Source organism: Radiobacillus deserti, from assembly GCF_007301515.1.
GTDB classification, from domain to species: domain Bacteria; phylum Bacillota; class Bacilli; order Bacillales; family Amphibacillaceae; genus Radiobacillus; species Radiobacillus deserti.
The window spans coordinates 1,287,595-1,312,627 of sequence record NZ_CP041666.1; the positions used below are offsets into that span (position 1 = coordinate 1,287,595).

Sequence of the window (25,033 nt, forward strand, 5' to 3'; positions counted from 1 at the left end):
TGGTAAGGAATAAAGAAACTAAATGCACGAAGGAGATTCGCAATGAGCTTTCCACTAAAAGACACAAATCGACTTAAGTTAGTGCAGATTACCCATAATCACGTAGATGATTATTTTGCGATCATGTCTCAGCCTATCGTTACTAAATATTATGGGATGGATACTTTGAACGAACGAGAACAAGCTGTGAAAATAGTAGAATCCTTTCAAACGAACTATGACAATAAACACGGAATTCGCTGGGGACTAATCGAGAAAGAGACGAGCCAATTTATTGGCACAATCGGTTTAAATAATTTAAGTATTCGAAGCAAAAGAGCAGAAATTGGTTATGAATTACATCCTGATTTTTGGAGAAAGGGCTTTGCAACGGAAGCCATTCATTCTATTTTAAACTATGCGTTTTACGAATTAGGGTTATATCGAATCGGGGCTGTAACATTTCCAGATAATCTAGCTTCTAATCAACTATTAGAGAAGTTAGGATTCAGACAAGAGGGGTTACTAAGAGGATACATTTTTCAAGATGAACAGTCCCATGATGCGAATGTCTACTCCATTCTTGCCTCAGAATGGGAAAGCACGAGCGCTTTATAAGGCTCGTGTTTTTTTAGTTTTCGTCCACGCCAAAATAATAAAAACGATTTTCTTCAATAAGCTGATAGCCAAATTTTTCATAAAGCCCTTGTGCTCGAAAATTATCATGTCCCGTTTCTAATGTTAATCCTTTGGCTCCGACTTCGTATGTATAATCCTTTGCTGCCTCTAAAAGGTTCCAGCCAATTCGTTTCCCTCTAACTCGTTCATCTACATATAGATCATTAAGAATAAATGTCTTTTTCATGGCTACAGAAGAAAACGAAGGATATAGCTGTGTGAATCCGACATAGCTTTCATCCTCGACAGCGACGAATATAACGGAATCCTGTTGAATAAATCGTTCTTTCATAAACGCTTTAGCGGCACTTATATTAGAAGTTTGCTTATAGAATACGCGATAAGCATTAAATAATGGGGTAATCCCTTCCAAGTCTTGAATCGTAGCCTGGTAAACGTGCATCATGCACCTCCTGTTGGTTTATGGCTACATTATACATCAAATATGCGGGTAACTAAAAAAATGAACAGATTTATAAACATTCTTTGTTGCAAAAACAAAATAATGAATAAGTAAAAGGTTCTATTAGTGTCAAAAATGAAAGAAATGAATATACTATCCTTGGGATATCTCATTTGAGCTAATGACCTATCTAGTTGGCCAACTAGTGAAATAAAAAGGAAATGCACCGTGTATGAGAAATAGTTATAAGAAAGTGACTAAATCAGAGGAATGGACAGATTTGCATCCTAGGAATTTATATTCTTTTAGGGAGATTTTTGTCATTTCTTGGATGAATTAATTGGCTCCAGATGATGGATGATTTTCATCCATTACTTAGTACCTTCTATATAAAGAATTAGAGAGGCAATTACTGATTTCAAATCAGTTGCCATGTGTTCATTGGGACATTGTTCCGGCATTCTATATACAAAAAGAATTACAAAAACCTAATAGGGATTGAAAAAGGTGGAACTCGAAAAAAGACATTGCTTTTTTCGAGTCTTGTATTTATTCTTTTATTCCTTCTAACCATTCTTTGTAACAATCTGAACAGAGTGCTTCCTCTCGTTCCTTAAAATCATGGAAAAAATTAATGAAATGGAGGGAAGGTTCCGTAATTGTTTGTTCACAATAAAAACAAGTAGTGCTCATTGTGGTAACCTCCTTTTTTTATATTGTGACCAAAGATTAAATTTGTTTGACGTGTAAAATTCTCCATCTATATAACCAAATATTCGGGAAAAAATAAATAAGCTAATTGCAAATCACAACTAGCTTACTCCTTCATATGGTTATTCTGTTTAATCTCTTTTAGAATCGCTTTTAGGATATTATTTTTTTCTCTTTGATTTCTTAAAAGGGTTAACATAAACCAAATGGAGAAAATGGCTAAACCAATGGAAATCAGAAACGGAATAAAGGCGACAAATGGAAAGTAGAAAAGGCTTGATTCCATACAGATGTGTACCCCCATAAATTTTTTTGTCTATCGTACCACAACCTGTTTATGACTTCCAGGTTACTTGTTCTTTATTGTTTCCAAGTTCTCTTTTGCTAGTTCATAGCTCATGTCAAGTTGAGTTATGAACCCGAATATAGGATCATCTTTTAAATTTGCTTTTAATGAATAATAAATAGTTGGTTTTTCATGCTTGATAATGGAAATCACTTCAGATGTAGGTAAGGTTAGGTAGTGGGTTCGAACCCTTAAGAAGCTTCGAAGGAAAGATTTAAAATCCCCCAAATGATCTAGATGATCAGGGTATTGTCTTAGTAATTTGTCAAACTTCTTAAGAACTGCTTCTAACTCCGGCTCTCTCACATAGTATTCTCCCTTCAAATATGCCTCATACATCTACCCATAAGGAGATATTGTGTAGGCAACTGGCTGGCATAGATTTAACGGTAGCCCCTTTAGTTTTGCGTCCTTGTCTTTCAACAAGTTTGCCATTCTCTCGAAACTATTATATCATCTTATTTTTGTTATAAAAGTAAATTTTTGTGTATATGAATTAAGGAAAGTCTAATTTTGGGATTTTGTGGTAAAAAGAGATCCATTATAATGATAGAGTGATAGAATAATGTTATGTTAATTATGTCGGGAGTGAAGACCATGCTAAACCGTACTATTAAGATATTTATTGCGACTAGTCTTGATGGATATATTGCAACAAAAGAAGAGTCTTTGGATTGGTTATTTAGCGTGGAAGGAGAAGGTGACAACGGTTATTCTGAGTTTTATGAAACGATAGACACGGTAGTGATGGGGAGAAGAACGTATGATTGGATAATGAAGCATGAGTTAGAAACTTTTCCTTATGCCGATAAAGATTGTTATGTGTTTACTATGGAGCAAAGAGAGGATACGGAATACGTAAGCTTTGTCCATGACAGTGTAAAAGAATTTGTTGAGAGGCTGACAGAGTCTAAGGATAGGAATATTTGGATTGTTGGTGGTGGACAACTTATTTCTGATTTTTTGAATGCGAGCCTTATAGACGAGATGATTATCACAATTGCTCCTGTACTAATTGGAAAAGGAATTCCGCTTTTTAATGAGGCTGACTATGAGATAGAACTAGAACGAATAAATACTAGGGTTTTCAATCAGTTTGTTGAACTACATTATAAAGTTGTTCCTAAAGACATAGAAGCAAGATAACGTACAGTCCAGAAAATATTGATTAGGTCTTAGGAGGATTACATGAAAAAGTGGATTATAGGGAGTTCCTTATTCGCATGCTTCTTTTTATACATAGTGGAACAAGTGATGGAAGTTAACTATGGATGGAAAACGTTCTCTAAATGGATAGTTTTTCTTTTATTACCCATTTTTCTATTTCGGTTTATCAAACGTGAGAAACAAGAGAAATCGCTTCAAAAGAAAGGTTTATTATTCGGTTTGTTATTTGGATTCATAAGTTTTTCTAGTATTATTATCGCTTATTTTGTTTTAAGAGAGTCGATAGATTTTGACGCTATTATTTGGGAGTTGAAAAAGTCCGGTATTGATGCGAGTAACTTTATATTCGTTGCCGTTTATATAACGTTAGGAAATTCTTTATTAGAGGAATTCTTTTTTCGTGGATTTATATTTCTAAATTTGAATCAGGCGGGCTATAAGAAAGTAGCCTACTTATTTTCTTCTTTATATTTGCCATCTATCATATGTCTATCTTTCAATCGTGGTTTTCTTGGGAGCTGCTTCTTGTAGCTTTGCTCGGACTTTTTACGATTGGATTAATTTTTAATTGGTTAAATACAAAGACACATACATTTCTTAATTCCTGGATTGTTCATATAATGGCAGACCTAGCTATTGTTCTTATTGGGTTCCGTCTCTTTGGTATATTGGGATAGATAAGTCAATTGCTTGGATTTTTTGTCGAAATAAAACGATGAAAAATGGTTTAATCTCACTTTCTAGTACTTTAGACTAGGAAGTGAAGGAGTGATGAGTTGATAGGTAAAGATGTTGAGTTGATTGTTGAGGAAGAGGAGTTTTTGACCTATCGAATTTCTTGGATTAAGGAAGGAAAACATCACGAGCAATGGATGACTCTTAGAAAAGATGGAGAATTAGAATAAAAATAGAAGAGGCATTCCACAAGAATGTCTTTTTTATTTCAGACACTGGATGGTGGAAAGTGTGAACTTTAAATATGTCCCTTTAAAGCGCTGGAAAAAGGAAGGCTCTTCCCATTTATTTTATGTTATGTTAGGGATGGCAACTTTTTATATCTCTGCTAAAAATGAAGGTACAATTTCCATGCTTTTATTCATAACTTCGGGCTCTTTATTTTTAAGTGGCTTGTATCATGCAATATATTACTTTCGATTACCAGATAAAGATTATGTTCGTATAAATGACGCCGAAATTATTATTTATAGAGGAAGCTTTTCAAAGAAAAGAATTTTGTTTTCAAAAATTAGTAAAGCAGTAGAAATGGATCGGAAAATTGTGATTCATATAGGAAGTCCTTATTATGAGGAAATTATCTATACGGAATGGCTGTCAGAAGCGGACGTAAGAGTACTAAGAAGAGAGCTGTTTCAAAAGGTGCCAGAAGAAGCCATTAAATAAATCTAAGTGAAAAAAGGTGGATCTCGAGGAGATCCACCTTTTCTTTAGAATAAATAATGGAAAAAATGTGAAACGTAACGTTATCTACTTTGGTTGGGAGGTCATAACCATGAAGGATGAATCACAACATGAAATGCTTCGAAGATTGGATAGCGTGCAAGCAGAACTAACAAAAGATTATATAAAATACTGGAATGAATATTCTTCATTTGATTCTTGGCAATTCTGGGTAATATTGGCCATGCTAATTTTCCCACTAATCCTTTTATTTTTTAAAATGGATCGAGAGAGAGCCTTTATATTAGGTTTTTTTGGTTATAATGTTCATATTTGGTTCACTTATATTGACATGTTTGGAGCGAAGCTAGGGTATTGGAGTTATCCCTACCAAGTCATGCCTTTATTTAGTGTTAATTTTGGTTTAGATGTTTCTTTTATTCCAGTTGTATATATGTTTCTTTATCAGTGGGTGTTAAAGCATAATAAGAATTTTTATTTGTATTTTTTAGGGCTATGTGGGATTCTTGGTTTCGTTTTCAAACCATTACTGGTGGCATTAGACTTATTCGAGTTAAACAAAGGTGCCACTTATTTTCATTTATTTTTAGGGTATATCACCATCATGATTATATCCAAGTTGATTACAAATCTCTTTTTTTACTTTAAAAGGCATCTGGCAACAGAAAAGCTCTAGTGGGGAAAACCAAATGGAGCTTTTTAAATGGTCAAACGACCATTTTCTAGAGATACATAATTGTTTAAAGCGGACTTTGGAAAAATAAACGTCCAAGGCATACTTGTGTACGCTTCGATACGAACTGGCAATGTGAAAAAATACTCTCCCATAACTTTACAATCCTCAAGATATTTCACATTTTTTTCTTCAAAAGTTATAGGTTCATTAGTTGCATTGTGAATGAGAACAGATACAAGTAAATCGTCCCGATGATTTACCGCTTGTCTAATCGGAATGAAGAATAGTCCATCCTTTTGTTCCGATTGTAAGTTTGCAAAAATTTCTTGAATTCGTAATCGGTCTTCTTCAGCAATCGTCTTTTCCCATTTATCTTCAAACACAAGCTTTTGCATGTTATTCCAACCCTTCGTATTAGTATTCCTCTATCCAATTGTAACAGATAGGATTATAATGGATACAATCCAACAGTGCAGAAGACTATTGGGAGGATTAGGATTAGCTATTTATGGCTGAAAAGGTCAGGGGTGGATCAGATGATCTTTATCTTACTATTGCTATCTATTAGTATTCTTGTACTTTCACTTAGAAAAATGGCTTTGATTGAGATGGATGGGAATAAAACAGTGAAAGAAGAAATGAAACAAAACACCAAAGTATTAGCATTGGGTGCTCCAATAGTGGCAGCTTTGATTGTTATTCCGTACCTAGCCTGGAACTTGTTTGGAAAGTCAAAAGGTTGGGATGGGGCTTATATTTTGTTAGGAACGTCAATTATCACGATAGTTAGCAGTTTTATATTTTATTATAAATTTAGAAAGTATTTACATTAAGTGTATTAAGTACTCTGTTCTGTGAAAAATGTAAAATTTATGATAAGTAGTGCTAACTGTTCATCTCTTCTCTATATATGTAGTAGAAATACATTATTAAATATAAGGAGAGATGACATGGTAAGAAAAATTCTTTTGTGTTGTATAATCCTCGTTTTCTTTATCCCCTCTATTAATTTCGCTGGATCATTTGGAAAGGATGATCCATCTGGTACACCAGGTAACTGGTATGTTGGAACATCCCCTTCATCCGTAGATAATGGTAAGCACCCTATCTTATTTGTACATGGATTAAATAGCTCTTCTAGTACATGGTGGGAAGAAAATAATATGTATGACACTGCCTACGAGGCAGGATATGAAACCTCCTTTATCGATTTATACCCTTCCAAAAATATGTGGGATAACGGAAGCCTTTTAGCTCAAAAAATTAAATCAATCTCCAATCACTTCGGGGAAAGAGTCGTATTAGTTGCTCACAGTAAAGGAGGCGTTGATGCACAATCAGCAATTGTTCATTACGGGGCAGCCCCCTATGTAGCAAAGGTTATCACTCTTTCTAGTCCTCATCATGGGTCAGAGCTAGCTGATTTGGCCTATAGTAGCTGGGCGGGATGGTTAGCAGGTATTATTGGCAGTAAAAGTGACGCAACGTATTCCTTACAAACAGGCTATATGGAATATTTCCGTTCTCAAACAGATCACAAGAGTAACGTGCATCAAGTTCCAATTTATACATTTGGTGGGACTGATATTGGTAGCTTTGGAAGCTCTTTATATTGGGGAGGACTTTACTTAAATAGTTACGGAGAAAATGATGGGGCGGTAACCGTCGAAAGTTCCAGATTGCCTTATGCAACAGAAATAAAAGTAGATGCATGGGACCATTCTAGTATTAAAGAAGGTACATCTACTTTTTCACTTTTTGACAATTATCTTAACGAAGGGGTCTATTCTTTGGCATCCTCTTTAAAAATGAATCCTATAGGGACGGTTAATACCGAAGATAATGGAATCTCCACTATTATCCGTGGTGGGGAAGTAGAAAAAGAAAAGACAGAGTCATTTCGTATTGAAAAAGGTGTCAAGGAAATCACTGTGGATTGGATTAGTAACCAAAAAGAAGCAAAACTTACCTTAATAAATCCAAAACAACAAACAAGTACTCCTATCACTACGATGAAAGATAATACGGCGTTCTTTAACGGAGCTTATCATCATAGTGTGACAATCACGAAACCGAGCTCTGGAACATGGAAGGTTCATGCGAGAAATAAGCAGAAGTATCTACTGCATGTAAGTCTAGATAGTCCATTAAATGATAAGATTGATTTCTCCTTAAATCGTGATAAATCTCTTTTCAAAGCCCAGGCCAAGGATGATTCTGTACATTTGACTACAAAAGCAACCGTTGAATTTTATAAAAATGGAAAGCAAAAGAAAGGGAAAGTTCAAATGAAAAAGAACGGTACACTCCATATGCCAAAACTAGGAGAAGGCGTTTATAATATTACAGTAGAAATAAATGGAAAAGATGAGAATGGAGCATTTGAAAGAACCAAAATTAAAACCGTTTACGTAGATGAAAACGGTAAAATGTACGAATAGATAAAAAACAGGAGCACAGTGCAAAGCTGCTCCTGTTTTCTTTAGTCGTTAATGTCCATAAATGGTTTGTTTACAAAGTTGTACATCCAGCCCATTAAGAAGTTCCCACCAATAATATTTCCAATCGTGACTGGGATGAGATTCCGAACCACTCCCATAAGATCAATGGTCTCTGGGTGATCTAACACTAGGGCAATCGCAAATGTACACATATTCGCTATGCTATGCTCATATCCGGAAATGAAAAACCCGAAGACAAATAACATCATCGTGAACAGCTTTGGTCCATCTCCTTTTAAAGTCATTGGAATAAAAAAGGCTAAACAAACGAGCCAATTACACAGGATTCCCCGAAAAAATAATTCAACAATTGGAGTGTTAATCTTTTTCTCGGCAACACTTAACAAAAATCCATTGACGGAAGCATCATCAAATAATCCAGTCGTATAAATAAGGAAAGCGAAAATGGCAGCTCCAATCAAATTTCCAACATAGGTTCCAGACCAAAGAGTAAACACTTTGTTCCACTTCATTTTTCCCCAAAGTGCGGCAACCGTATAGTAAAAGGTATTCCCTGTAAACAAATCTCCGCCACCATATGCGATAAGAATAATGGCCATGCCAAAAGTTAAGGCTGCTAAAGGGTATGCGAGAGGGGAATGCTCCGCATAAAAGTAGTTTCCGGTTTTAAATGCTACGATTACCCCAAAACCAATGAACATGGCAGCCAGAGCAGCTCTTTTGCGAGTTGAACAACTTGCTTTAAAGCTTCGACTTCTATATTTATCACCTGATGTTTCAGTATTTTTGTATGTCATATAGATTTTACTAAAAAGGCTTTAATTTATCAGTGAAGTTTATCACAAATAAAACACCTTAAATTGCTACTTGTAATTAGCAGTTACAGGTGTTTTAAAGAATCGTAATATTATTAATTTGTAATCAGATCAAAAGTCTTCGCAACCTCAATAAATTTATTCCTGTAGTTCATTATATCTGAAACTTTTTCAATGCTATATGTTGTTCGCTCACTATCGTTAAACTGGATATATTTTTTAGAGTTATCTAAGCCGAGCCGACAAACCCATTTCCTAATTGAGTCGTCTAGAAGAATATTAAAGTAGCTTTTATTGTCTCTATAAAATACTCTTTCTTCATTTACAAGTTCAGATAGTATTAATCTAGCAATGGTAAAGCCCTGTATTTCTTCTTCAGTTGTAATAATTCCTTCTTCTTTATGACCTTCATCGTCTTTTAAATTTTCATCTTGTTCTTCTGAATCATTTTCTACGGATGTAGATTTTAAGGCAGCATTCAGTTTTTCACTTACTAATTCATTTAGGAATTGTTTCATTGATTTTTTAATTATTGGGGTAAACTGATCCATTACATTCTTTGTTTTTCTACCGTCATATATGTTATTTAATATAAAAGTAATAAATTCCTCAGACGGCTCTTCCCACAAACCATTTAAGAATGTTTTTATTTTATTAGTATATTTTAGTTCAGAAGCAGTACTGAAGATGTTATCCAAATCAAATCTATCTTTTCTAAATTTTGATAATTCATTAAGATTGTTATCTTTCGGATCTAATAAATTAAACTCGAAAAATGGGGAGCTATCCATTTTGTTTTGCTCATCTAAGTCTGTATAAAATTTATATATTATGCCATTTGTTAAAATGGAAAATTTGGCAGCTGATGTACCAAAATATCTAAATAATTGTGAATCATGTTTAACTAGTTTCTCATTTATTGATTTAGCTTCTATTAAAATAACAGGTTTGCCCTCATCCATAATTGCGTAATCAACTTTTTCTCCTTTTTTAATCCCTACATCTGCAATATATTCAGGCGTAAACTCTTCAGGATTAAAAACATCATATCCAAGTAATTGAAAGAATGGCATAATAATACTTGTTTTTGTTGCTTCTTCTGTTGAAATACTACCTTTAATTTTTTCAACACGTTTTGATAAGGAGATAATACTTTCTTTGAAATCTGGCATTATAATTCCTCCTTTATTGGTATAAAATTCCTTATTAATAAGAATTATAACATTAATTATCTATTATAGTTACAATATTGTCGAAATATTCTGTTTGTATTTAAGGTATTTTCATCTTGTAACAAAAGAAAAGCTTTAATTTTTCCTTTGTTAAGTTCACAGTTCCGTTCAAAATAAACAAATCCATTTGTTTTAAGCTTACTAACCATCATAGAAGCAGAGGAAACTTACAATTTTCTTCCTCTTCTAGGGAAAGAATAAAAGCGAAGAGAGGGCATGTTACCAAGTATAAAACATATGATGAAGTAATACGATATGGAGGAAACCCATGCTTTCTATACCTATTATTATTTCATCTCTTTGTACAAGCTTAGGAGCATTGCCTGTTTTATTTATTAAAAATATTTCCCACAGAGGTAAGGATGTATTGTTGGCATATACAGCTGGTATTATGGTTGCAGCCTCTGCATATGGTCTCATTCCATCCGCGTTACACTTATCCAATCTAACCGTGTTGGTAATTGGTATCTTAGTCGGTACGTTCGTCCTAACGTTATTAGAAAGTGCCATCCCACATGTCGATTTAGATCATTCTAACGAGAGGCAAGACCAGTCAAGTGTGATTGTACTATTTCTAGTTGCGATGTCCTTACATAACCTTCCGGAAGGACTTTCCGTTGGAATTAGTAATGTGAGTAATGGTCAAGATATAGGACCACTTGTTACATTTGCGATTGGTCTCCAGAATGTTCCCGACGGTTTTTTGGTAGCCCTTTTTCTGGTGACACAAGAGGTGGGACGCTATAAGGCAATATTACTCTCCACTTTAACGGGATTAATAGAAATGAGTGCAGGTTTGTTAGGGTTACTATTTGGGGAATCCTTCGAACCAATCATTCCATATGGACTTGCTTTTGCTGCAGGCTCTATGCTTTTCGTAGTATATAAAGAATTGATTCCAGAGAGTCACGGTGACGGGAATGAACGTGCTTCCACGATTGCTTTTATCGTAGGCTTTATTACCATGCTTCTTCTGACGGAATGGTTTCGATAGGTAAATACGGACACCTTATCGTAGATAAGGTGTCTGCAACCATTACTTCGTTAATCCTTCTTTAATCGTATTCATGTTCCATTTCATCATGTCAATGTACGTATCTCCATCTTCACCAGGTTTACCGAGGGAGTCTGTAAATACTTTGCCCATGATATCTACACCAGTTTCAGCGGAAACAGCTTCCATGCTTCGTGGATCAATACTCGTCTCAAGAAATAAACCTTTGATTTGTTTTTCGTTAATAATATCTACAATTCTAGTAATTTGATCAGGTGTTCCTTGGTTTTCTTGATTGATTTCCCAAATGTACTCTGCTTGGAACCCATACGCTTTACTAAAATATTTGAAAGCTCCTTCACTTGTAACGAGTACTCGTTCCTTTTCTGGAATTTCATTAAATGCAGCAACCGCTTCTTCATGAAGCTTTTGTAGTTTCTCGATATATTCCTCTGTGTTCTTTTTATACACGTCCTCGTTATCTGGATCTACTTTGATTAACCCATCGCGAGCATTTTTTGCGTATTTTATTCCATTTTCTACGTCTAGCCATGCGTGAGGATCTTCTTCTCCTTCATTGCCTTCTGTTGTGAGGTACATAGGCTCTACGTCTTCACTCATACGGAAAACAGGAGCGTCATCTCCAGATTTCCCAGCGGTCTCCATTAACTTGTTAAACCATGAATTTCCTGCCTCTAAGTTTAGTCCGTTATAAAAGACGGCATCTGCATCTGTTGTTTTTTGAACATCATCTGGCAGTGGATCGTATTCATGCGGGTTCGAGCCTATAGGAGCAAGACTGTGGATGTCCACTAAATCCCCGCCAACGTTCTTGACAATATCATAAACGATAGAATAAGTAGTTACGACTTGAACCTTATCATCACTAGATTCTGCTTCTGCTTCCGTGGACTCGTCTTTCGTATTTCCACAAGCTGATAATAGGGTGATGGCAAAAATCGACGTCAGTAAAAATAGTAAGCCTTTTTTAAACATGTTAAAACTCTCCCTTTTTGTAAAAATTTTTTTAAGCTAATGAAGCTCTTTTTCGTTTGGCCTTTAGTGTTTTCCATATCACTCCGTGTTTAGGAGAGAATAAGAAAACGAGAATAAAAATTGCAGTGGATGCGAGAACAATGGTTGCACCAGATGCTAGGTTATAGGTGAAGCTAAAATAAAGACCAACAATAGCGGAAATGATTCCAATACCAGAAGAAATAAAAATCATAATCCATAACCGCTCCGTTAATAGATAAGCAGCCGCTGCAGGTGTGATGAGCATCGCAACTACTAGTACGATTCCAACTGTTTGTAGAGAAGCTACAGTCACCATAGTCAATAGTGTCATAAGAAAATAGTGAATAAGACGAACTGGTAATCCGTACGCTGCCCCCATCGTTTGGTCAAAGGATGTAACCAATAGTTCTTTATAGAACAAATAAACAGCAAGTAATACAAAAACTCCAATTCCTAACGTAATCCACATATCCGAAGATCGTACCGCTAGGACGTTCCCGAACAAAATATGGTATAAATCAGTACTACTCTTAAGCATCGTGATAATAATGATTCCGGAAGCAAACGCTGCTGTGAACATAATTCCAATCGAAGTGTCATGCTTTATTCGGCTATTCTGAGTGACGAACCCGATTGCAATAGCCGTTACGATTCCAGTAATAACAGCCCCAAAAAAGAAATTAATCCCTAACATATAAGAGATAGCAACACCTGGAAGTACCGCATGAGATATTGCGTCGCCCATGAGCGCCATGCCTCTCAAAATGATAAAACATCCGATTACTCCGCAAATAATTCCGACCATTATGGATGTTAATAACGCTTTTTGTAAAAATCCATAATGCATAATGGCATCGATAAATTCCATTACATAGTCACTCCCATCTCATTCATAAAGGAAAAATGTCCTTTATATGCTTTTTCAATGACATCTGGCTTAAATACGTCACGAACACTTCCAAACCCTATTAATTCTTTGTTAAGTAGGATTAGCTTGTCGAAATAATCGTTTGCTTTACTTAAGTCATGGTGGACTACAATGACTGTTTTTCCTTGTAAACATAGTTCTTTTAAAATATTTACGATGGTTTCTTCACTTGAAATATCCACACCAACAAAAGGTTCATCTAAACAGAATAATTCGGCTTTTTGTGCCAGCGCTCTGGCCAAGAATACCCTTTGCTGCTGCCCACCGGATAATTCTCCAATCTGTCGTTTACTGAATTCTTGCATACCCACACGTTGTAAACATTCCATTGCCCACTGTTTTTCTTGTTTCTTCGGACGACGGAACAACCTCAAATGTGGATACGTACCAATCAGTACAGCTTCTAAAACCGTAATAGGGAAATCCCAGTCAATATCATTTCGTTGCGGAACATAGGCGATTTTTTGGCGAACGTCTTTCATTTCATGACCTAATACCTGAACTTCTCCTTTATCACGTGGAATAAGCTGAAGCATTGCTTTCAAAAAGGTTGATTTTCCGGCACCGTTTGGCCCGATTATGCCAACTAGGTGTCCTGGGTCAACAGACAGACTAACATCTTTCACGGCTTCATTTCCGTAATAGGAAACATGTAAATCTTTAATAAAAATAGCAGGATGTAACATTTTGATCTCTCCTTTATATCAATTTCACTTATACCTTTCTCAAGTCTCTAATGAACAAAGTATGCCATTACACTAAATATGTTCAGTATAGCAATACTTATTGCGTAACACAATAAATATAGATTAGATTAAAAGTTTTTCCTTAGTGCAAATTATAAGTGACTGATAGCTATTGTCAATAGAAACTTCAGATTTTTTACAAATCATATCGTGAGGATGAATGAAAAGGTGGAGTTATGAACACTTGATGTAAGCGAAAATATACGTGCTATTGATGGAAAGGAAAATTATTTTTTAAAGAATGGCTTGCAGATAAAATACATAAATTCACGCTTCATTAGGAAAACTAATGGAAGTAAAAAATATACATGCATTGGAGGTACATACTATGTCTCAGAACCTACATCAACAATTGCAACAAGCGAGTCAGCAGATAAAAGATGCACAAGAAGCAGTCATTCGGGCTAATGGTGCAAATACACAGGAAATAGACCAAGCCATTGGTCAGCTGCAACAAATAGAACAGCAGCTGCAACAAGCAAAAGACCAATCAGGTAGAGAAGCAACAGAAAATCCGCAGTTTCAACAAGCTTTTGAGCAATTACACAATGTGCGTAAGCAGATTGGAAATATAAAAGATCATAGTAATGACGTATAAATTTTAAATCCTCTTTTAGAGGATTTTTTTTGGAGTTGTAACAGTAGAATTAAGGGGGTGTACTGGATAGGCATGATTTGTATTGAGAAGCAATATGACTGAAAACTTTAAATAATATTTGGATTATGATGGTGACATAATGAATGTTCCGTGCTATTTTAAACATTGGGATAATATTCCTGTTTATAAGGAGGTAGTCATGGAACATTTCATTAAAGAGCCAAGCAAATCATTATCTGAAAACATAAAGAAAGTATGGGTAATACGAGAAATAATTGAGAATCTTATAGGGTTTTTGGTGTTAGGTGTTTTATTTTTCTTAGATAATCGATTTGATTGGTTGGAATGGATAGGGTGGGGACTAACAATATTATTGATTGTATCTGTTCTGTTCGCGATATGGGGAATCGGGATTAAACCAATCATTTTACATAAGACTTGGGGATATGATGTAAATGAGGAGTTCTTACAATTAAAACATGGAGCGATTACAGAAGAAAGAGAACTTATTCCGATGACCAAAATCCAGGCTGTTTCTACTAAGCAAGGTCCATTAATGAAAAGGTATGGACTTTATTCCATTTCCATCGAAACGATGGGGTCATCACACAGTATTCCAGGAATATCAAAAGAAATTGCGCAGGATCTCCGTGATCAAATTGCTATATATGCAAAGGTGAAGGAGGTAGAGTAAATGTCAGAAACGAGACGCTACCATCCTCTTCTTATTTTGTTCCAAATTGTAAAATTAATTAGAAGCTCTATTGTTTTTATTGTGTATTTGTTTGTCTTGAAAGCAGGGTCTGATGCTGATTATGTGTTTTACGGTCGAATTGTTTTTTTGGCCATTTTTATTCTAACGTTCTTATCTATCATCTTTAGATGGTTCGTGCAAACGTACCAGGTCGATGAAAGAGCATTCCATCTTAATAAAGGATTATTTGTGAAATCTAAGCAAACAGTTCCTTTTACAAAAATCCAAAATATAAATCGACATACTTCTTTTTTTCATCGACTTTTTCAAGTGACATCCATTCATTTTGAGACGGGCATGAATAATGAGGAATCATCTGTTGATTTTCCAGTTATAACTCAGGCAGAAGCAGATCGTTTAGAAGCACAGGTAAAGCAATTTGATACTAATGTTGATCAAGAAGGAGAAGAACAAGTTTTAGAGAATCAAGAGCCTTCATTACATAAAACGATTCACTTTACACCAACGAAGAAGGATACTTTTAAAGCGGCATTCTCATCTTTAAGCTTTCTTGTGTTCGTTCCGTTACTTATATCTGTTTATACAAATATAGATGACATTTTTGATCTGGATAAACAAGCAGAGGGGCTTTTTTATATCATTATCCATTCCTGGTGGATTACGACTATCGTTGTTTTCATAATTATTGTTTCATCCTTAGCGTATGGAATTATTCGCACGTATATAAAATACGGAAAATATGAGATTTCTTCCGATTCAGACCGAATCTATATTAAAAAAGGAATCCTAGATGAAACGGCTTTTTCTATCTCAAAAGAAAAGGTGCAAGCTGTTGAAGTATCACAGTCCTTCATGAAGCGAATTCTTGGTCTAGCAGAAGTTAAGCTAACAAGTACTAGTAATTCCATCAATGATAAGTTAGAAGTAAACACATTATATCCTTTTCTACCAATTCATCGAGCATACGGAATAATCTCAGATATATTGCCATCTTATAATATTGTGGAAGAGATGGAGAGACTTCCTAAACAATCGTTATGGATTCGACTAATGAGACCAAGTTGGTTCTGGATTATCGTTGTCATTGTTCTTTTTTTCTGGAAACCTGCTTTTCTAGGTTTAGATGGTTTTTGGTGGATGGGATCGATCTTGTTATTCGTTGTTATCTACTTGTCTAGAGTGCTGGATTATTTTCATACTCGCTATGTGTTACGTGGACCATTTATCCAAATGAAAACAGGATCGTTTTCTACCACACTATTCATGACAAAAAGAGATAAAGTAATAGGTGTAACTGTATCGAGAGGTCCAGTACAACGTAAGTTGCGTCTTGCTTCTATATTAACGAAGAACCGTGCAAATCCTATCCGATATTCTGGGCTGGATGATGTTCCTCAATCTATAGCAAACGATTTTTATTACTGGTATGCAGACAGAAGAAAAGATATAAATATTGAGGAATGAAGAGGCAGATTTATTGGCAATTTATAAGTAGGAAACTATAATAATGGCAAGTAAATCATCGATACAAAATTGCCATTGAAAGGAGCCTATTTGTATGGAATTTGCGGTGAAATGGAAGGATAAAATGGCTTTTAGTGGTCAAACACCATCCGGACATGAAATCAATATGGATGCCTCTGCAGAAGTAGGAGGAGAAAACACAGGTGCTAGGCCTACTGAATTACTTCTAAATGCGGTAGCAGGATGTACGGGAATTGATATTATTTCTATTTTGAAAAAGATGCGGTTAGATCCTACATCTTTTGAGATGAAGATAGAAGGTAGTCGAGCAGAAGAGCATCCTAAACGCTTCACGAAGGTTCATATTCATTATGCGTTGGAGGGAGAGCTGCCGGAGGATAAGGTCGCTCGTGCGATCAAACTATCGATGGATACGTATTGCTCCGTTTCTCATTCCTTAAATGCGGAGATTACAGCCAGTTACTCTATCAATGGGACAGAGGGGAAGGAAGAACTATAGTAAAATGCCAGGAACCGAAAGGGTTCTTGGCTTTTTTGCATTTAAATATGTGTACGCTCCATTCTTCTGATTTTTCTTAGTAATCGGACATAGGAAAAGCCATTTAAGAGGATTAGAATGACATAAAGAATCTGTAAGATGGACACGTACGCATATTTAGCTGGTAGTACGATCGTAAAGAAAATGGTAAGTACAGCAATTAACACATTTAATATAAAATTGGATAAATCTTTGTACTTTTTAACTTTTGATTCAAGATGTGAATAAATGTCTGGTGTCTCTTTATGTAATGAAGCATTGGTACGAAAGTAATACCAATCTTGGAAACGTCCTACGTGCTCCCATCCAGCATCTTCAAAAAGATTTATATACTCTGCCACATCATTTTTTCGGTTTCCTTTATAATCCAATTTATATACATAATCCTTTGGTTCTGTTCTTTTAAATGTATAAAAAAACCAATTATAACGAATGAAATCCCATCCGTTATTAGCCATATTCCTGAGCCAGTTTTCTTCTGCATCATTTTGCCAGACCCAAAAAATTTTAAATATTTTTTTATTCATTGTCTTCTCCTCCAACTGAATCGATATAAGTTTTGCTGATAGACACTAAGTCAAACAAACGTTTGTACTCAAGCTTTATTATTTTTTTACCTAAGCTTGTAATTTGATAACATTTTTTCTTTCTTCTTTTATATCCGCTACTTTCTCAATAATCCGTTGCTTTTCTAACTTAGAGAGCGCACCATAAAGAGTACCTGGCCCCAGCTTTACTTCTCCGTGACTCATTTCCTCTACCTTTTGCATAATGCCATAACCATGCAAAGGCTCAATGAGAGCTAGAAGTATGTAGTAGGTCGTATGCGTTAATAAGCAACAAGAAGTTGAAAATAAACTAATTTTTTCGAGTGGCTTAATCATGGTGAATACATGTACTATAGAAAATTTTAGAAAAATTTAAGAAACTAGTATGTCTATTTATAGTAAACTATTTGGTAATATTTCCGCGCGTAGGATAGGACTTTAGAATGATTGTATTATAGGTATAAAATCACGTATGGATAATAGTTGCTTAGTAGATTGTGCTATAATAACCGTGAAATTAGTACATAAGCAAGGGGAGAGGTAAAATGAAAATTGTATGTACTGGTTATGGAGTCTTAGCTCCTAATACTATCAACATAGACGCGTACAAGAAGAATTTAGAACAAGGAAATTGTGCGTTAGAATTGGAAGAAGGAGCCGGGCCAAAAGATGAATCTAATATCGTTGGCTATATTCGTGAAGGATTAGAAGAATTTGAATTAGATAAAAAAGAAAAAAGATTGCCTAGAGTAACAAAGATGGGGATAAAAGCTACAAAAGAGGCAATAAACTCTGCCAGAATAGACTTGGAAGGAAAGAAAGTGGGATTATTCTTCGGTGTATCTTTAGGAGCGACTGGGGAAGAATTGTATCAAGATGCTATTAAACAAGCTAATGAAGACAATTACAGAAAGGTGCCGCTTGTTTTTTCCCATTATGCAAACACACACTCTATTTCTGCTGCTATTGCCCATTCAATTGGCCTAAAAGGGATGGTCAAAACCATTACAACTGGTTGTACGTCAAGTTTAGAAGCTGTGGAAGAAGCAATGGTTTACTTGAAGAGTGGGAAAATTGACGTGGCTATTGTTGGAGGATCCGATACACCGATTTGCCCTCCGACCACGTATGCATTTTCAAAAACAAGAGTGTTGCCTTTAAATCAAGGGTTAGAGGATGGTGCGGTTCCTTTCCATTCCGATAGTGCTGGATTTGCAATGGCGGAAGCAGCTGGTGCGGTTATTTTGGAAAGGGAAGAAGATGCAGTCCACAGATCTGCAGACATTCGTGGAGAGATTGTGGATATTGTATCCAATAACGACGGCATCTATATTTTCTCTTTAGACGAGTCAGGAGAGCAAATGCTAGCTGCATTAAAGGAAGTAACAATGAACCGAACACCAGATTATATAAATAGCCAAGCTCTTGGGATACAAATAAATGATAAAATAGAAGAAAAATGCTCAAAGACATTGTTCGACCATAAGATTCCTTATACATCGATAAAAAGTATGTACGGAAACCCATTTGGAGCAATTGGAATATTACAGGTTATCTCAACATTGTTGAGTCTGGAGCATGGATTTATTCCACCTACTATTCGAACAGATAAGAAGGGGTATGAAAGTATGAATGTGGTAACTCAGACGGTCTACCAAGAGGTTAAAGAAGTTGCTATTACGAACCATGGATATGGTGGGAATAATGCATGTGCTTATATAAAGAAATATAATCATAGGTAAACAGATAGGGGGGGAACACCACGATTATTGGGATATTAATTGGTACAATTGGATTCATTCCGTTAGTTCTAGCCCTGAGCATGCGGAACATTTACAAAGAATCCATTCTATCAACTGCCTTATGTATATATATGATTCTAATCATGGTTTGGCAGATGGATGTCGGCATCTTATATTTTAAAGGGATATTAGAAGAAGATACCATTCTAACCTTGTTTAAACTTTTTAGGCTCGGACCTACTTTTTCGGTACCAATTGTGTTCTTCATTGCCTATCGAGTTATGAAAAATGAGCCGGCGATGTTAAAAGATGGGAGTTGGCTTTGGAAAGTTCTAATTCGAATTTTCGATAAAAAGGTGCTTACCTTTTTGATAGGTTGGAGTGCTGTAGTGTACCTCATACACTGGACGCCATTAGGAATTCGAGGTTTGGAAGCATCCAGAACCGATTTTTTACCGATACACCATTACTTTCCTGTCTATGGTGTAATGTCCTGGGTGTATATCGTTCACATGAGTGGCTTTGTTCTGATGATGATTGTTGTTTATTTGACGACTAGAAAACTAATTGATTCAAGCATGAAGGTTTTTTTAAAATCGTTTAGTATTTACTCAACATTTTTGATCGTTTGTGGTTTTTTAAACTTCGTACCAAAATTAGGAGTAGTATCTAGCAGTATTGGGGTGGTTATTTTTTCTACACTAATCGTTCACGAATTTATCAAGATGAACACACGTTTAAAATTTAACTACTATCAATTGATGGAACGACAGAAAAAATTAGATTATACAGGAAACCTGGCCGGCAGTCTCATCCATGAAGTGAAAAATACCAATCAAATCATCAAAGGCTTTGCTAAAGTACTAGACGATAGTGAAAGCCTCACTCAGCGGGGAAAAGGTGCTTTAGAAATGATTAAAAGTTCTTCAGAGCATTTGGAAGGTTTATCTAACAATTACAAAGAATATTTGAAATCATCTGCAATCTCGTTAGATAAAGTGGACTTGGAGCTAATTATACGGAGATCTATTAGCTTTTCCTCCGAAATGTTGGCTGAGCATGGAGTAGACATTAAGTTCACAAACCATTACAAACCCCTGCATGCATATGTGAATAGGACTAACTTGGAACAAGTATTTATCAATATGATAAAGAATAGCATTGAAGCAATGCCAAGTGAAAGAGAAAAGCGAGAGATACAGATTAGCACGGAAATGAAAGAAGAACGAATCATTATTCATTTGAAGGATACAGGGAAAGGAATCCCTAAGGAAAATTGGGAGAGTATTTTTGACCCATTTATTTCTTTTAATGAAAAGGGAATGGGATTAGGACTTCCATTTGTCAAGAAGACGGTCATCGAACATTTAGGGAATATTTATGTGGTGGAAAGTTCAGCGGAAGGTACCCATTTTCAAATTGAATTACCACAAAATGGGATATTAGTTAGCTAGATAAAAAATAAGCTTCCTAAACATTTGTTTATTGTTAGATTAAGCAGAAAAAAGGGATTGGGACATAACGAAAAGGATAAGCCGAAAAGCCGAACAACAGCCTATTCTAGCTCCGGAAACATACGTAGACTCCAGCGGAAAAAAGCATCGGTGAGACCCCACCGTGCGTCAGCGCGAGGAGGCTCACCAGCCGCCCGCGGAAAGCGTATATATTTCCAGAGCGGGGATAGGCACTATTTATAATTGTTCGTTTTTTCATTGCTTACTATACTTTTGTCCCAGCCTCTTTTCTACTATTACGCTTTAAGGTCAACCAAATTTCCTAAATCTGGGTGTTCTGGTGTCGGGGCACCCATCATTTGGAGTAATTGATAGCTGTTTTGCTCGGAAGTTTGCATCGCTTTTTTTGCTAATGCGATACCTACCTGTTGACCTAGGGAAGCTTGGTTCATGGCCATCGATAATGCCGCTACGTCCAATGCTGTCACCTCCTATGCTTCATGTATCGGTTTATTGTTCCATATTATAAAGAATATGGAACAAAAAAGTTCTGTTAGAAAGAGAATCACCTAACAGAACTTTTTTGTTACTTAGAGATTAAATTCTTCGATTGCAAAAACTCTCGAGCAACCTCCTCATACTTGGCACCATCTATATCCACTTTTGCATTCATCGCTTGCATCTCTTCTTCGGAGATCTGTCCAGCTAAGCCATTAAGCGTTTCTTCTAACCCAGGATAGCTGTCTAAGATTTCTTGACGTATCACGATAGCAGCATCATATTTAGGAAAAAATCCTTTATCGTCCTCGGTTGTTTGGAGATTATTCCGTTCAATTCTACCATCTGTAGTGAAAGCAGGGATTACATCTATTTCCCCATTAATGAGTGCTTGGTACATAACATTAGGGTCAAAGCTTTCCGTTTGAGAGAATTCAAATCCATAAGCTTCTTTAAATGCTTCATACCCATCACCTTTTCTCTCATAAAAGGCATGTGGCGCACCGAATGAAAGATTATTAGAAAGAGCAGCAATATCCGAATAGGTTTCTGCTTCAAAGTCTGCATCTTCTGTATAGGCAAGCGTATAATTGTTTTCAAACCCTAGTGGCTTTAACCATGTCGAGTTATAGGTTTCTTCATATCCTTCTCTAACTCGTTTTAGGATGCTTTCACTAGATTCTCCAGGCTTAGCTTGTTCATTCAGTACAGCTTCTAGGCCAGTACCAGTATATTCTACATACATATCAATCTCTTCGTTTTCTAATGCTGGCGTTAAAATGGCAACTTCCCCTAATCCGTCTCGTAAATCAACATCATAGTCTGTATTTTCTTCAATATAAATGGCTAGCACTTGTGAAAGTATATATTGTTCTGTCCAGTTTTTTCCGGATACAACTAGTGGTTCTTTATTAGAGGCTGAATCTTCTTTCATATCTCCGCATGCAGCTAATAAGATTATAAGAAAAGGGACAAGTGCTATTCCTACAATTTTGATATGTTTCATCTTGCTCGCTCCTTTACGATTTAATTCCTTTCGGTGTTACTTTTTTCTCTAATATTTTTAACACAAAATCAAATAATAAAGCTAGAAGGGCAACTGGTATGGCTCCAGCAAGAACTAAACTATTATTCCAGGATTGGAGTCCTCTCCAGATTACATCGCCTAAACCACCTGCACCTACAAACGTTGCAAGTGTGGCGACCCCAACTGTTAAGACGGTTGCGGTTCGAATTCCAGCCATCATAAAAGGAAGGGAAAGTGGGAGTTGTATCTTCCATAAAACCTGTCTTTTTGTCATTCCCATCCCTTCCCCTGCTTCAATAATTCCTTCATCAACTTCAGTTATCCCTGTATATGTGTTTCGTAATATAGGAAGAAGCGCATAGATGACCAGCGCTACAAGTGCGGTTTTTGCGCCAATTCCTAATATTGGTACTAAAAAACCAAATAATGCAAGACTCGGAATCGTTTGAAGAACCGCTGTAATTCCAATGTATATTTCTGCAACCTTTTGTTTTCTAGAAATATAAATACCAAGTGGGAGTGAGATTGCAACCGCAATTATAATGGCAATGAATGATAGATAAAGATGCTCTATAAACCCTTCTATAATAAGGTCTTGTCTAGATAGGACTGTGTCCCAAAAAACGTGCAAAGCTACCATTTTAATACACCCCCTCTTGGAGATTAGCAATGACATAGAGTAAGTCATCTTTTTCTATGATACCAATCAATTGGTTCGATTCATTTTCGATGCCAACTGTATCGACTTGCTGAATAAGCATCGTTTTTAACACTTCTTGAAGGCTCGTATTTTGATGTAATCTAGGAAGCTCGTTCCATTTTTTATCCAAATCTAGCTGCTTCATAACCGTTTTGGCAGATTTGTAGAGAGAGAATGTTTGTTGTGCTTTTTTGATACGGTCTTCTCCTAAAAAAGAACGCACAAATTCATTGGATGGCGAATGTAAGATTTCGGCTGGTGTCCCCATTTGTTCGAGTCTACCGTCTTTCATGACGACCATTTTGTCCGAAATTTTTATTGCTTCATCCATATCGTGTGTTACGAACACAATCGTTTTATGTATCGTTTGTTGTAACAGTTTTAGCTCCTCTTGAAGCTGTTCCCGACTGATTGGATCCAAGGCACTAAATGGCTCGTCCATAAGTATGATAGGGGGATCTCCTGCAAGTGCTCGAATTACACCAATTCGTTGTTGTTGACCACCGCTTAATTCTAGAGGATACCTTTTTTTATAGATGGAAGGATCTAGGCCAACTAAATCTAATAAATCGTCCACTTTCTTTTGATAGTTTTCCTTTGGCCACCCTTTAAGCTTTGGAACAATCGAAACATTTTCTTCGATGGTCATGTGCGGCATGAGTCCAATCCGTTGGATGACATATCCGATGTTTCTTCGAAGATCCACAGCCTCTTTTTGTGCAATATCTTCTGAATCCATCCATATCCGACCTGATGTTAAAGGAATTAGTTTGTTGATCATCTTCATTGTCGTTGTTTTTCCACATCCACTAGGACCAATCAAAGTAACTAAGTTCCCAGTCGGTATGGTGAAAGAGATATCGTCAACGGCTACAGTACCGTCATTATACGTTTTTTTTACGTTTTCAAACGTGATCATAGAATAATCACCTCCAAATTCGATAGGTAACGACTTAATAGTATAATTACCCCAATAATGAGTCAAAGAATCCGAACTTTTTCAAATAATGTAATTTTCTATCCTCCGGAGGAGAAAAATGAGAAAATGGTGGTTGGACGGATTTTTTAAACAGTGTGACTTACATAATAAAAGGGGGATTTTATATTGAGTGTAAACGATCAAATAAGCGTTGGGGGACTTGACTTTAGTTGGAAGTTAGATAAAGGCTTATTTAACTTTGAAGGACAGGATGCGGTTCTTTTTTGGATTTCAAGTGCTATGAAAGCTTTTTTTGACACGATTGAAGAAATTTCAGGCGAAGAAGCTTCAAGGTTAGTATTAGAAACAACGGGTTATCGACAAGGGATGGTTGTTGGGGACTATTTTGAAAAAATGAAACACGTAAGTGTACAAGAAGCTGCAACCCTTATTACGACAACTTATGCATCCGCGGGATGGGGAAATATCGTAATTGAAAATCTGGACCGAGAAGCGCATACCTTGACAGTCTATTTAAAGGATAGCTGGGAACATAAGATTAATGTTGCACAAGAAAAAACAACAGGAGGAAGTTTTCTTCCAGGCCATTTTGCTGGGATTTTTTCGGGACTATTCGCGACAAATGTCTGGTATGAGGTGGAATATTTCCAATTGGAAGGGCACGAGGACACGAAAATAAACTATTTTCCTTCTGATATTACGATTACGGAAAATATACATAATCTTTCTAGAAAAAAAGAATTAGATCATATTGTACAATTAGAAGCCGAAGTGGAAAACAAAACGAGAGAACTAAAAGATCTCGTAAAGCAACTCTCTTCTCCAATTATTCCAGTGTTAAATGGGATTGTTGTCGTCCCGTTAATTGGGAAATACGATGAAGAACGGTCTGAGGAGCTTGTAACAAAAACGCTAGAAAATTTACCAGCCTATCAAGCTAGCTATCTAATCTTGGACTTAACCGGGTTAGACCAAGATTCGGGGGAACTTACAACCCATTTGATAGGTAGACTTGGTACAGCGGCATCCTTAATTGGGACAGAAACGGTACTTGTTGGAATTTCGCCTAAATTGAGTCAAGTTATTAGCAAACAACCTATTCAATTTAGAGAGTTTAATTGTTTTCAAACCTTGCAGCATGGTATTTATTATGCGTTAGCACAGCAAGGTAGGAGAATTGTGTAGTCGCAAGAACGGAGATATCTAGAAACCATA

31 protein-coding genes, 1 pseudogene and 1 riboswitch are annotated in these 25,033 nt (G+C 36.1%); of the genes and pseudogenes, 16 read left to right on the top strand and 16 right to left on the bottom strand.

Going from position 1 to position 25,033, the window contains the following annotated elements:
- Window positions 1-42: 42 nt before the first annotated feature.
- Window positions 43-597 carry a GNAT family N-acetyltransferase gene (locus FN924_RS06810; RefSeq protein ID WP_143892951.1) on the top strand — a complete coding sequence of 185 codons (555 nt, stop codon included), beginning with the start codon at window positions 43-45 and terminating at the stop codon, window positions 595-597.
- Between the two features lie 13 nt (window positions 598-610).
- Here FN924_RS06810 and FN924_RS06815 read toward each other — a convergent pair whose 3' ends face one another.
- The 4 genes from FN924_RS06815 to FN924_RS06825 all read right to left on the bottom strand — a co-directional run bounded on the left by FN924_RS06815 (window position 611) and on the right by FN924_RS06825 (window position 2,423).
- Window positions 611-1,060, bottom strand: coding sequence for a GNAT family N-acetyltransferase (locus tag FN924_RS06815; RefSeq protein ID WP_143892953.1), 450 nt, complete (start codon window positions 1,058-1,060; stop codon window positions 611-613).
- A gap of 549 nt (window positions 1,061-1,609) precedes the next feature.
- Window positions 1,610-1,753, bottom strand: coding sequence for a hypothetical protein (locus tag FN924_RS19100; protein WP_194709699.1), 144 nt, complete (start codon window positions 1,751-1,753; stop codon window positions 1,610-1,612).
- 124 nt (window positions 1,754-1,877) lie between these two features.
- The gene (locus FN924_RS06820) at window positions 1,878-2,057 is read right to left on the bottom strand and encodes a hypothetical protein (RefSeq protein WP_143892955.1); all 180 of its coding nucleotides are present in this window, start codon (window positions 2,055-2,057) and stop codon (window positions 1,878-1,880) included.
- A 63-nt stretch (window positions 2,058-2,120) separates the two neighbouring features.
- Window positions 2,121-2,423 (bottom strand): hypothetical protein, encoded by a 303-nt coding sequence (locus tag FN924_RS06825; RefSeq protein WP_143892957.1) that lies wholly within the window; start codon window positions 2,421-2,423, stop codon window positions 2,121-2,123.
- A gap of 54 nt (window positions 2,424-2,477) precedes the next feature.
- A riboswitch (cyclic di-GMP riboswitch) is annotated at window positions 2,478-2,560 on the bottom strand.
- Window positions 2,561-2,714: 154 nt separating this feature from the next.
- Between FN924_RS06825 and FN924_RS06830 the strand changes: the two genes are divergently transcribed.
- The 5 genes from FN924_RS06830 (at window position 2,715) to FN924_RS06845 (ending at window position 5,379) form a co-directional block, all read left to right on the top strand.
- Window positions 2,715-3,263 (top strand): dihydrofolate reductase family protein, encoded by a 549-nt coding sequence (locus tag FN924_RS06830; RefSeq protein ID WP_143892959.1) that lies wholly within the window; start codon window positions 2,715-2,717, stop codon window positions 3,261-3,263.
- 42 nt (window positions 3,264-3,305) lie between these two features.
- Entirely contained in the window at window positions 3,306-3,815 is a 510-nt protein-coding gene (locus FN924_RS06835) for a CPBP family intramembrane glutamic endopeptidase (RefSeq protein WP_143892961.1), read from the top strand.
- Between the two features lie 245 nt (window positions 3,816-4,060).
- A complete protein-coding gene (locus FN924_RS19525; RefSeq protein WP_267129011.1) occupies window positions 4,061-4,189 on the top strand; it encodes a hypothetical protein in 129 nt (42 codons plus the stop codon).
- Between the two features lie 61 nt (window positions 4,190-4,250).
- Entirely contained in the window at window positions 4,251-4,685 is a 435-nt protein-coding gene (locus tag FN924_RS06840) for a hypothetical protein (RefSeq protein ID WP_158633958.1), read from the top strand.
- A gap of 109 nt (window positions 4,686-4,794) precedes the next feature.
- Window positions 4,795-5,379 (top strand): CBO0543 family protein, encoded by a 585-nt coding sequence (locus FN924_RS06845; protein WP_143892964.1) that lies wholly within the window; start codon window positions 4,795-4,797, stop codon window positions 5,377-5,379.
- Between the two features lie 23 nt (window positions 5,380-5,402).
- Here the strand turns inward: FN924_RS06845 and FN924_RS06850 are convergent, their stop codons facing one another.
- Window positions 5,403-5,774 (bottom strand): SLAP domain-containing protein, encoded by a 372-nt coding sequence (locus FN924_RS06850; RefSeq protein ID WP_143892966.1) that lies wholly within the window; start codon window positions 5,772-5,774, stop codon window positions 5,403-5,405.
- A gap of 141 nt (window positions 5,775-5,915) precedes the next feature.
- Between FN924_RS06850 and FN924_RS06855 the strand changes: the two genes are divergently transcribed.
- Both FN924_RS06855 and FN924_RS06860 read left to right on the top strand, forming a co-directional pair.
- A complete protein-coding gene (locus FN924_RS06855) occupies window positions 5,916-6,212 on the top strand; it encodes a hypothetical protein (protein WP_143892968.1) in 297 nt (98 codons plus the stop codon).
- Window positions 6,213-6,329: 117 nt separating this feature from the next.
- Entirely contained in the window at window positions 6,330-7,820 is a 1,491-nt protein-coding gene (locus FN924_RS06860; RefSeq protein ID WP_158633959.1) for a lipase family alpha/beta hydrolase, read from the top strand.
- Between the two features lie 41 nt (window positions 7,821-7,861).
- Here the strand turns inward: FN924_RS06860 and FN924_RS06865 are convergent, their stop codons facing one another.
- A complete protein-coding gene (locus FN924_RS06865) occupies window positions 7,862-8,638 on the bottom strand; it encodes a formate/nitrite transporter family protein (RefSeq protein ID WP_143892972.1) in 777 nt (258 codons plus the stop codon).
- Window positions 8,639-8,751: 113 nt separating this feature from the next.
- Window positions 8,752-9,828, bottom strand: a complete 1,077-nt coding sequence (locus FN924_RS06870; protein WP_143892974.1) for a type I restriction endonuclease — start codon at window positions 9,826-9,828, stop codon at window positions 8,752-8,754.
- Between the two features lie 328 nt (window positions 9,829-10,156).
- Between FN924_RS06870 and FN924_RS06875 the strand changes: the two genes are divergently transcribed.
- On the top strand, window positions 10,157-10,882 hold the full coding sequence (locus FN924_RS06875; RefSeq protein WP_143892976.1) for a ZIP family metal transporter: 726 nt from the start codon (window positions 10,157-10,159) through the stop codon (window positions 10,880-10,882).
- 42 nt (window positions 10,883-10,924) lie between these two features.
- On the opposite strand, the gene FN924_RS06880 is transcribed toward FN924_RS06875, so the two are convergent.
- Genes FN924_RS06880 through FN924_RS06890 form a run of 3 tightly spaced genes read right to left on the bottom strand, consistent with a single transcriptional unit; the run spans window position 10,925 to window position 13,513 of the window.
- Complete coding sequence (locus FN924_RS06880) at window positions 10,925-11,878, bottom strand: metal ABC transporter substrate-binding protein (RefSeq protein ID WP_143892977.1); 954 nt, start codon at window positions 11,876-11,878, stop codon at window positions 10,925-10,927.
- A 31-nt stretch (window positions 11,879-11,909) separates the two neighbouring features.
- Window positions 11,910-12,767, bottom strand: a complete 858-nt coding sequence (locus tag FN924_RS06885) for a metal ABC transporter permease (protein WP_143892979.1) — start codon at window positions 12,765-12,767, stop codon at window positions 11,910-11,912.
- Complete coding sequence (locus tag FN924_RS06890) at window positions 12,767-13,513, bottom strand: metal ABC transporter ATP-binding protein (RefSeq protein ID WP_143892981.1); 747 nt, start codon at window positions 13,511-13,513, stop codon at window positions 12,767-12,769. Before FN924_RS06890 ends, FN924_RS06885 begins: the two co-directional genes overlap by 1 nt.
- Before the next feature lie 388 nt (window positions 13,514-13,901).
- On the opposite strand from FN924_RS06890, the gene FN924_RS06895 reads away from it, so the two are divergent.
- The 4 genes from FN924_RS06895 to FN924_RS06910 all read left to right on the top strand — a co-directional run bounded on the left by FN924_RS06895 (window position 13,902) and on the right by FN924_RS06910 (window position 16,870).
- On the top strand, window positions 13,902-14,171 hold the full coding sequence (locus tag FN924_RS06895) for a hypothetical protein (protein ID WP_143892983.1): 270 nt from the start codon (window positions 13,902-13,904) through the stop codon (window positions 14,169-14,171).
- A 199-nt stretch (window positions 14,172-14,370) separates the two neighbouring features.
- On the top strand, window positions 14,371-14,865 hold the full coding sequence (locus FN924_RS06900) for a PH domain-containing protein (RefSeq protein WP_143892985.1): 495 nt from the start codon (window positions 14,371-14,373) through the stop codon (window positions 14,863-14,865).
- Window positions 14,866-16,350: a PH domain-containing protein gene (locus FN924_RS06905; protein ID WP_143892986.1), complete on the top strand. Its 1,485-nt coding sequence runs from the start codon at window positions 14,866-14,868 to the stop codon at window positions 16,348-16,350.
- 94 nt (window positions 16,351-16,444) lie between these two features.
- Window positions 16,445-16,870, top strand: a complete 426-nt coding sequence (locus tag FN924_RS06910) for an OsmC family protein (protein ID WP_143892988.1) — start codon at window positions 16,445-16,447, stop codon at window positions 16,868-16,870.
- Between the two features lie 41 nt (window positions 16,871-16,911).
- Here FN924_RS06910 and FN924_RS06915 read toward each other — a convergent pair whose 3' ends face one another.
- Together FN924_RS06915 and FN924_RS06920 are read right to left on the bottom strand one after the other, a co-directional pair.
- Entirely contained in the window at window positions 16,912-17,436 is a 525-nt protein-coding gene (locus FN924_RS06915) for a DUF2812 domain-containing protein (RefSeq protein ID WP_143892990.1), read from the bottom strand.
- Window positions 17,429-17,793 (bottom strand): annotated as a pseudogene (locus tag FN924_RS06920) (PadR family transcriptional regulator). The gene FN924_RS06915 and the pseudogene FN924_RS06920 overlap by 8 nt, the downstream one beginning before the upstream one ends.
- A gap of 209 nt (window positions 17,794-18,002) precedes the next feature.
- On the opposite strand from FN924_RS06920, the gene FN924_RS06925 reads away from it, so the two are divergent.
- Window positions 18,003-19,199, top strand: a complete 1,197-nt coding sequence (locus tag FN924_RS06925) for a beta-ketoacyl synthase N-terminal-like domain-containing protein (protein WP_143892992.1) — start codon at window positions 18,003-18,005, stop codon at window positions 19,197-19,199.
- 143 nt (window positions 19,200-19,342) lie between these two features.
- Window positions 19,343-20,653, top strand: coding sequence for a sensor histidine kinase (locus FN924_RS06930; protein ID WP_228409607.1), 1,311 nt, complete (start codon window positions 19,343-19,345; stop codon window positions 20,651-20,653).
- A 296-nt stretch (window positions 20,654-20,949) separates the two neighbouring features.
- On the opposite strand, the gene FN924_RS06935 is transcribed toward FN924_RS06930, so the two are convergent.
- The 4 genes from FN924_RS06935 to FN924_RS06950 all read right to left on the bottom strand — a co-directional run bounded on the left by FN924_RS06935 (window position 20,950) and on the right by FN924_RS06950 (window position 23,797).
- Window positions 20,950-21,132: a YjfB family protein gene (locus FN924_RS06935; protein WP_143892996.1), complete on the bottom strand. Its 183-nt coding sequence runs from the start codon at window positions 21,130-21,132 to the stop codon at window positions 20,950-20,952.
- 107 nt (window positions 21,133-21,239) lie between these two features.
- The gene (locus FN924_RS06940) at window positions 21,240-22,157 is read right to left on the bottom strand and encodes an ABC transporter substrate-binding protein (RefSeq protein ID WP_143892998.1); all 918 of its coding nucleotides are present in this window, start codon (window positions 22,155-22,157) and stop codon (window positions 21,240-21,242) included.
- Window positions 22,158-22,170: 13 nt separating this feature from the next.
- Window positions 22,171-22,818, bottom strand: a complete 648-nt coding sequence (locus FN924_RS06945) for an ABC transporter permease (RefSeq protein ID WP_228409608.1) — start codon at window positions 22,816-22,818, stop codon at window positions 22,171-22,173.
- Window position 22,819: 1 nt separating this feature from the next.
- Window positions 22,820-23,797 (bottom strand): ABC transporter ATP-binding protein, encoded by a 978-nt coding sequence (locus FN924_RS06950; protein ID WP_143893000.1) that lies wholly within the window; start codon window positions 23,795-23,797, stop codon window positions 22,820-22,822.
- A gap of 186 nt (window positions 23,798-23,983) precedes the next feature.
- Here FN924_RS06950 and FN924_RS06955 point away from each other — a divergent pair, with 186 nt between their 5' ends.
- The gene (locus FN924_RS06955; RefSeq protein WP_143893002.1) at window positions 23,984-25,003 is read left to right on the top strand and encodes an STAS domain-containing protein; all 1,020 of its coding nucleotides are present in this window, start codon (window positions 23,984-23,986) and stop codon (window positions 25,001-25,003) included.
- Window positions 25,004-25,033: the final 30 nt, after the last annotated feature.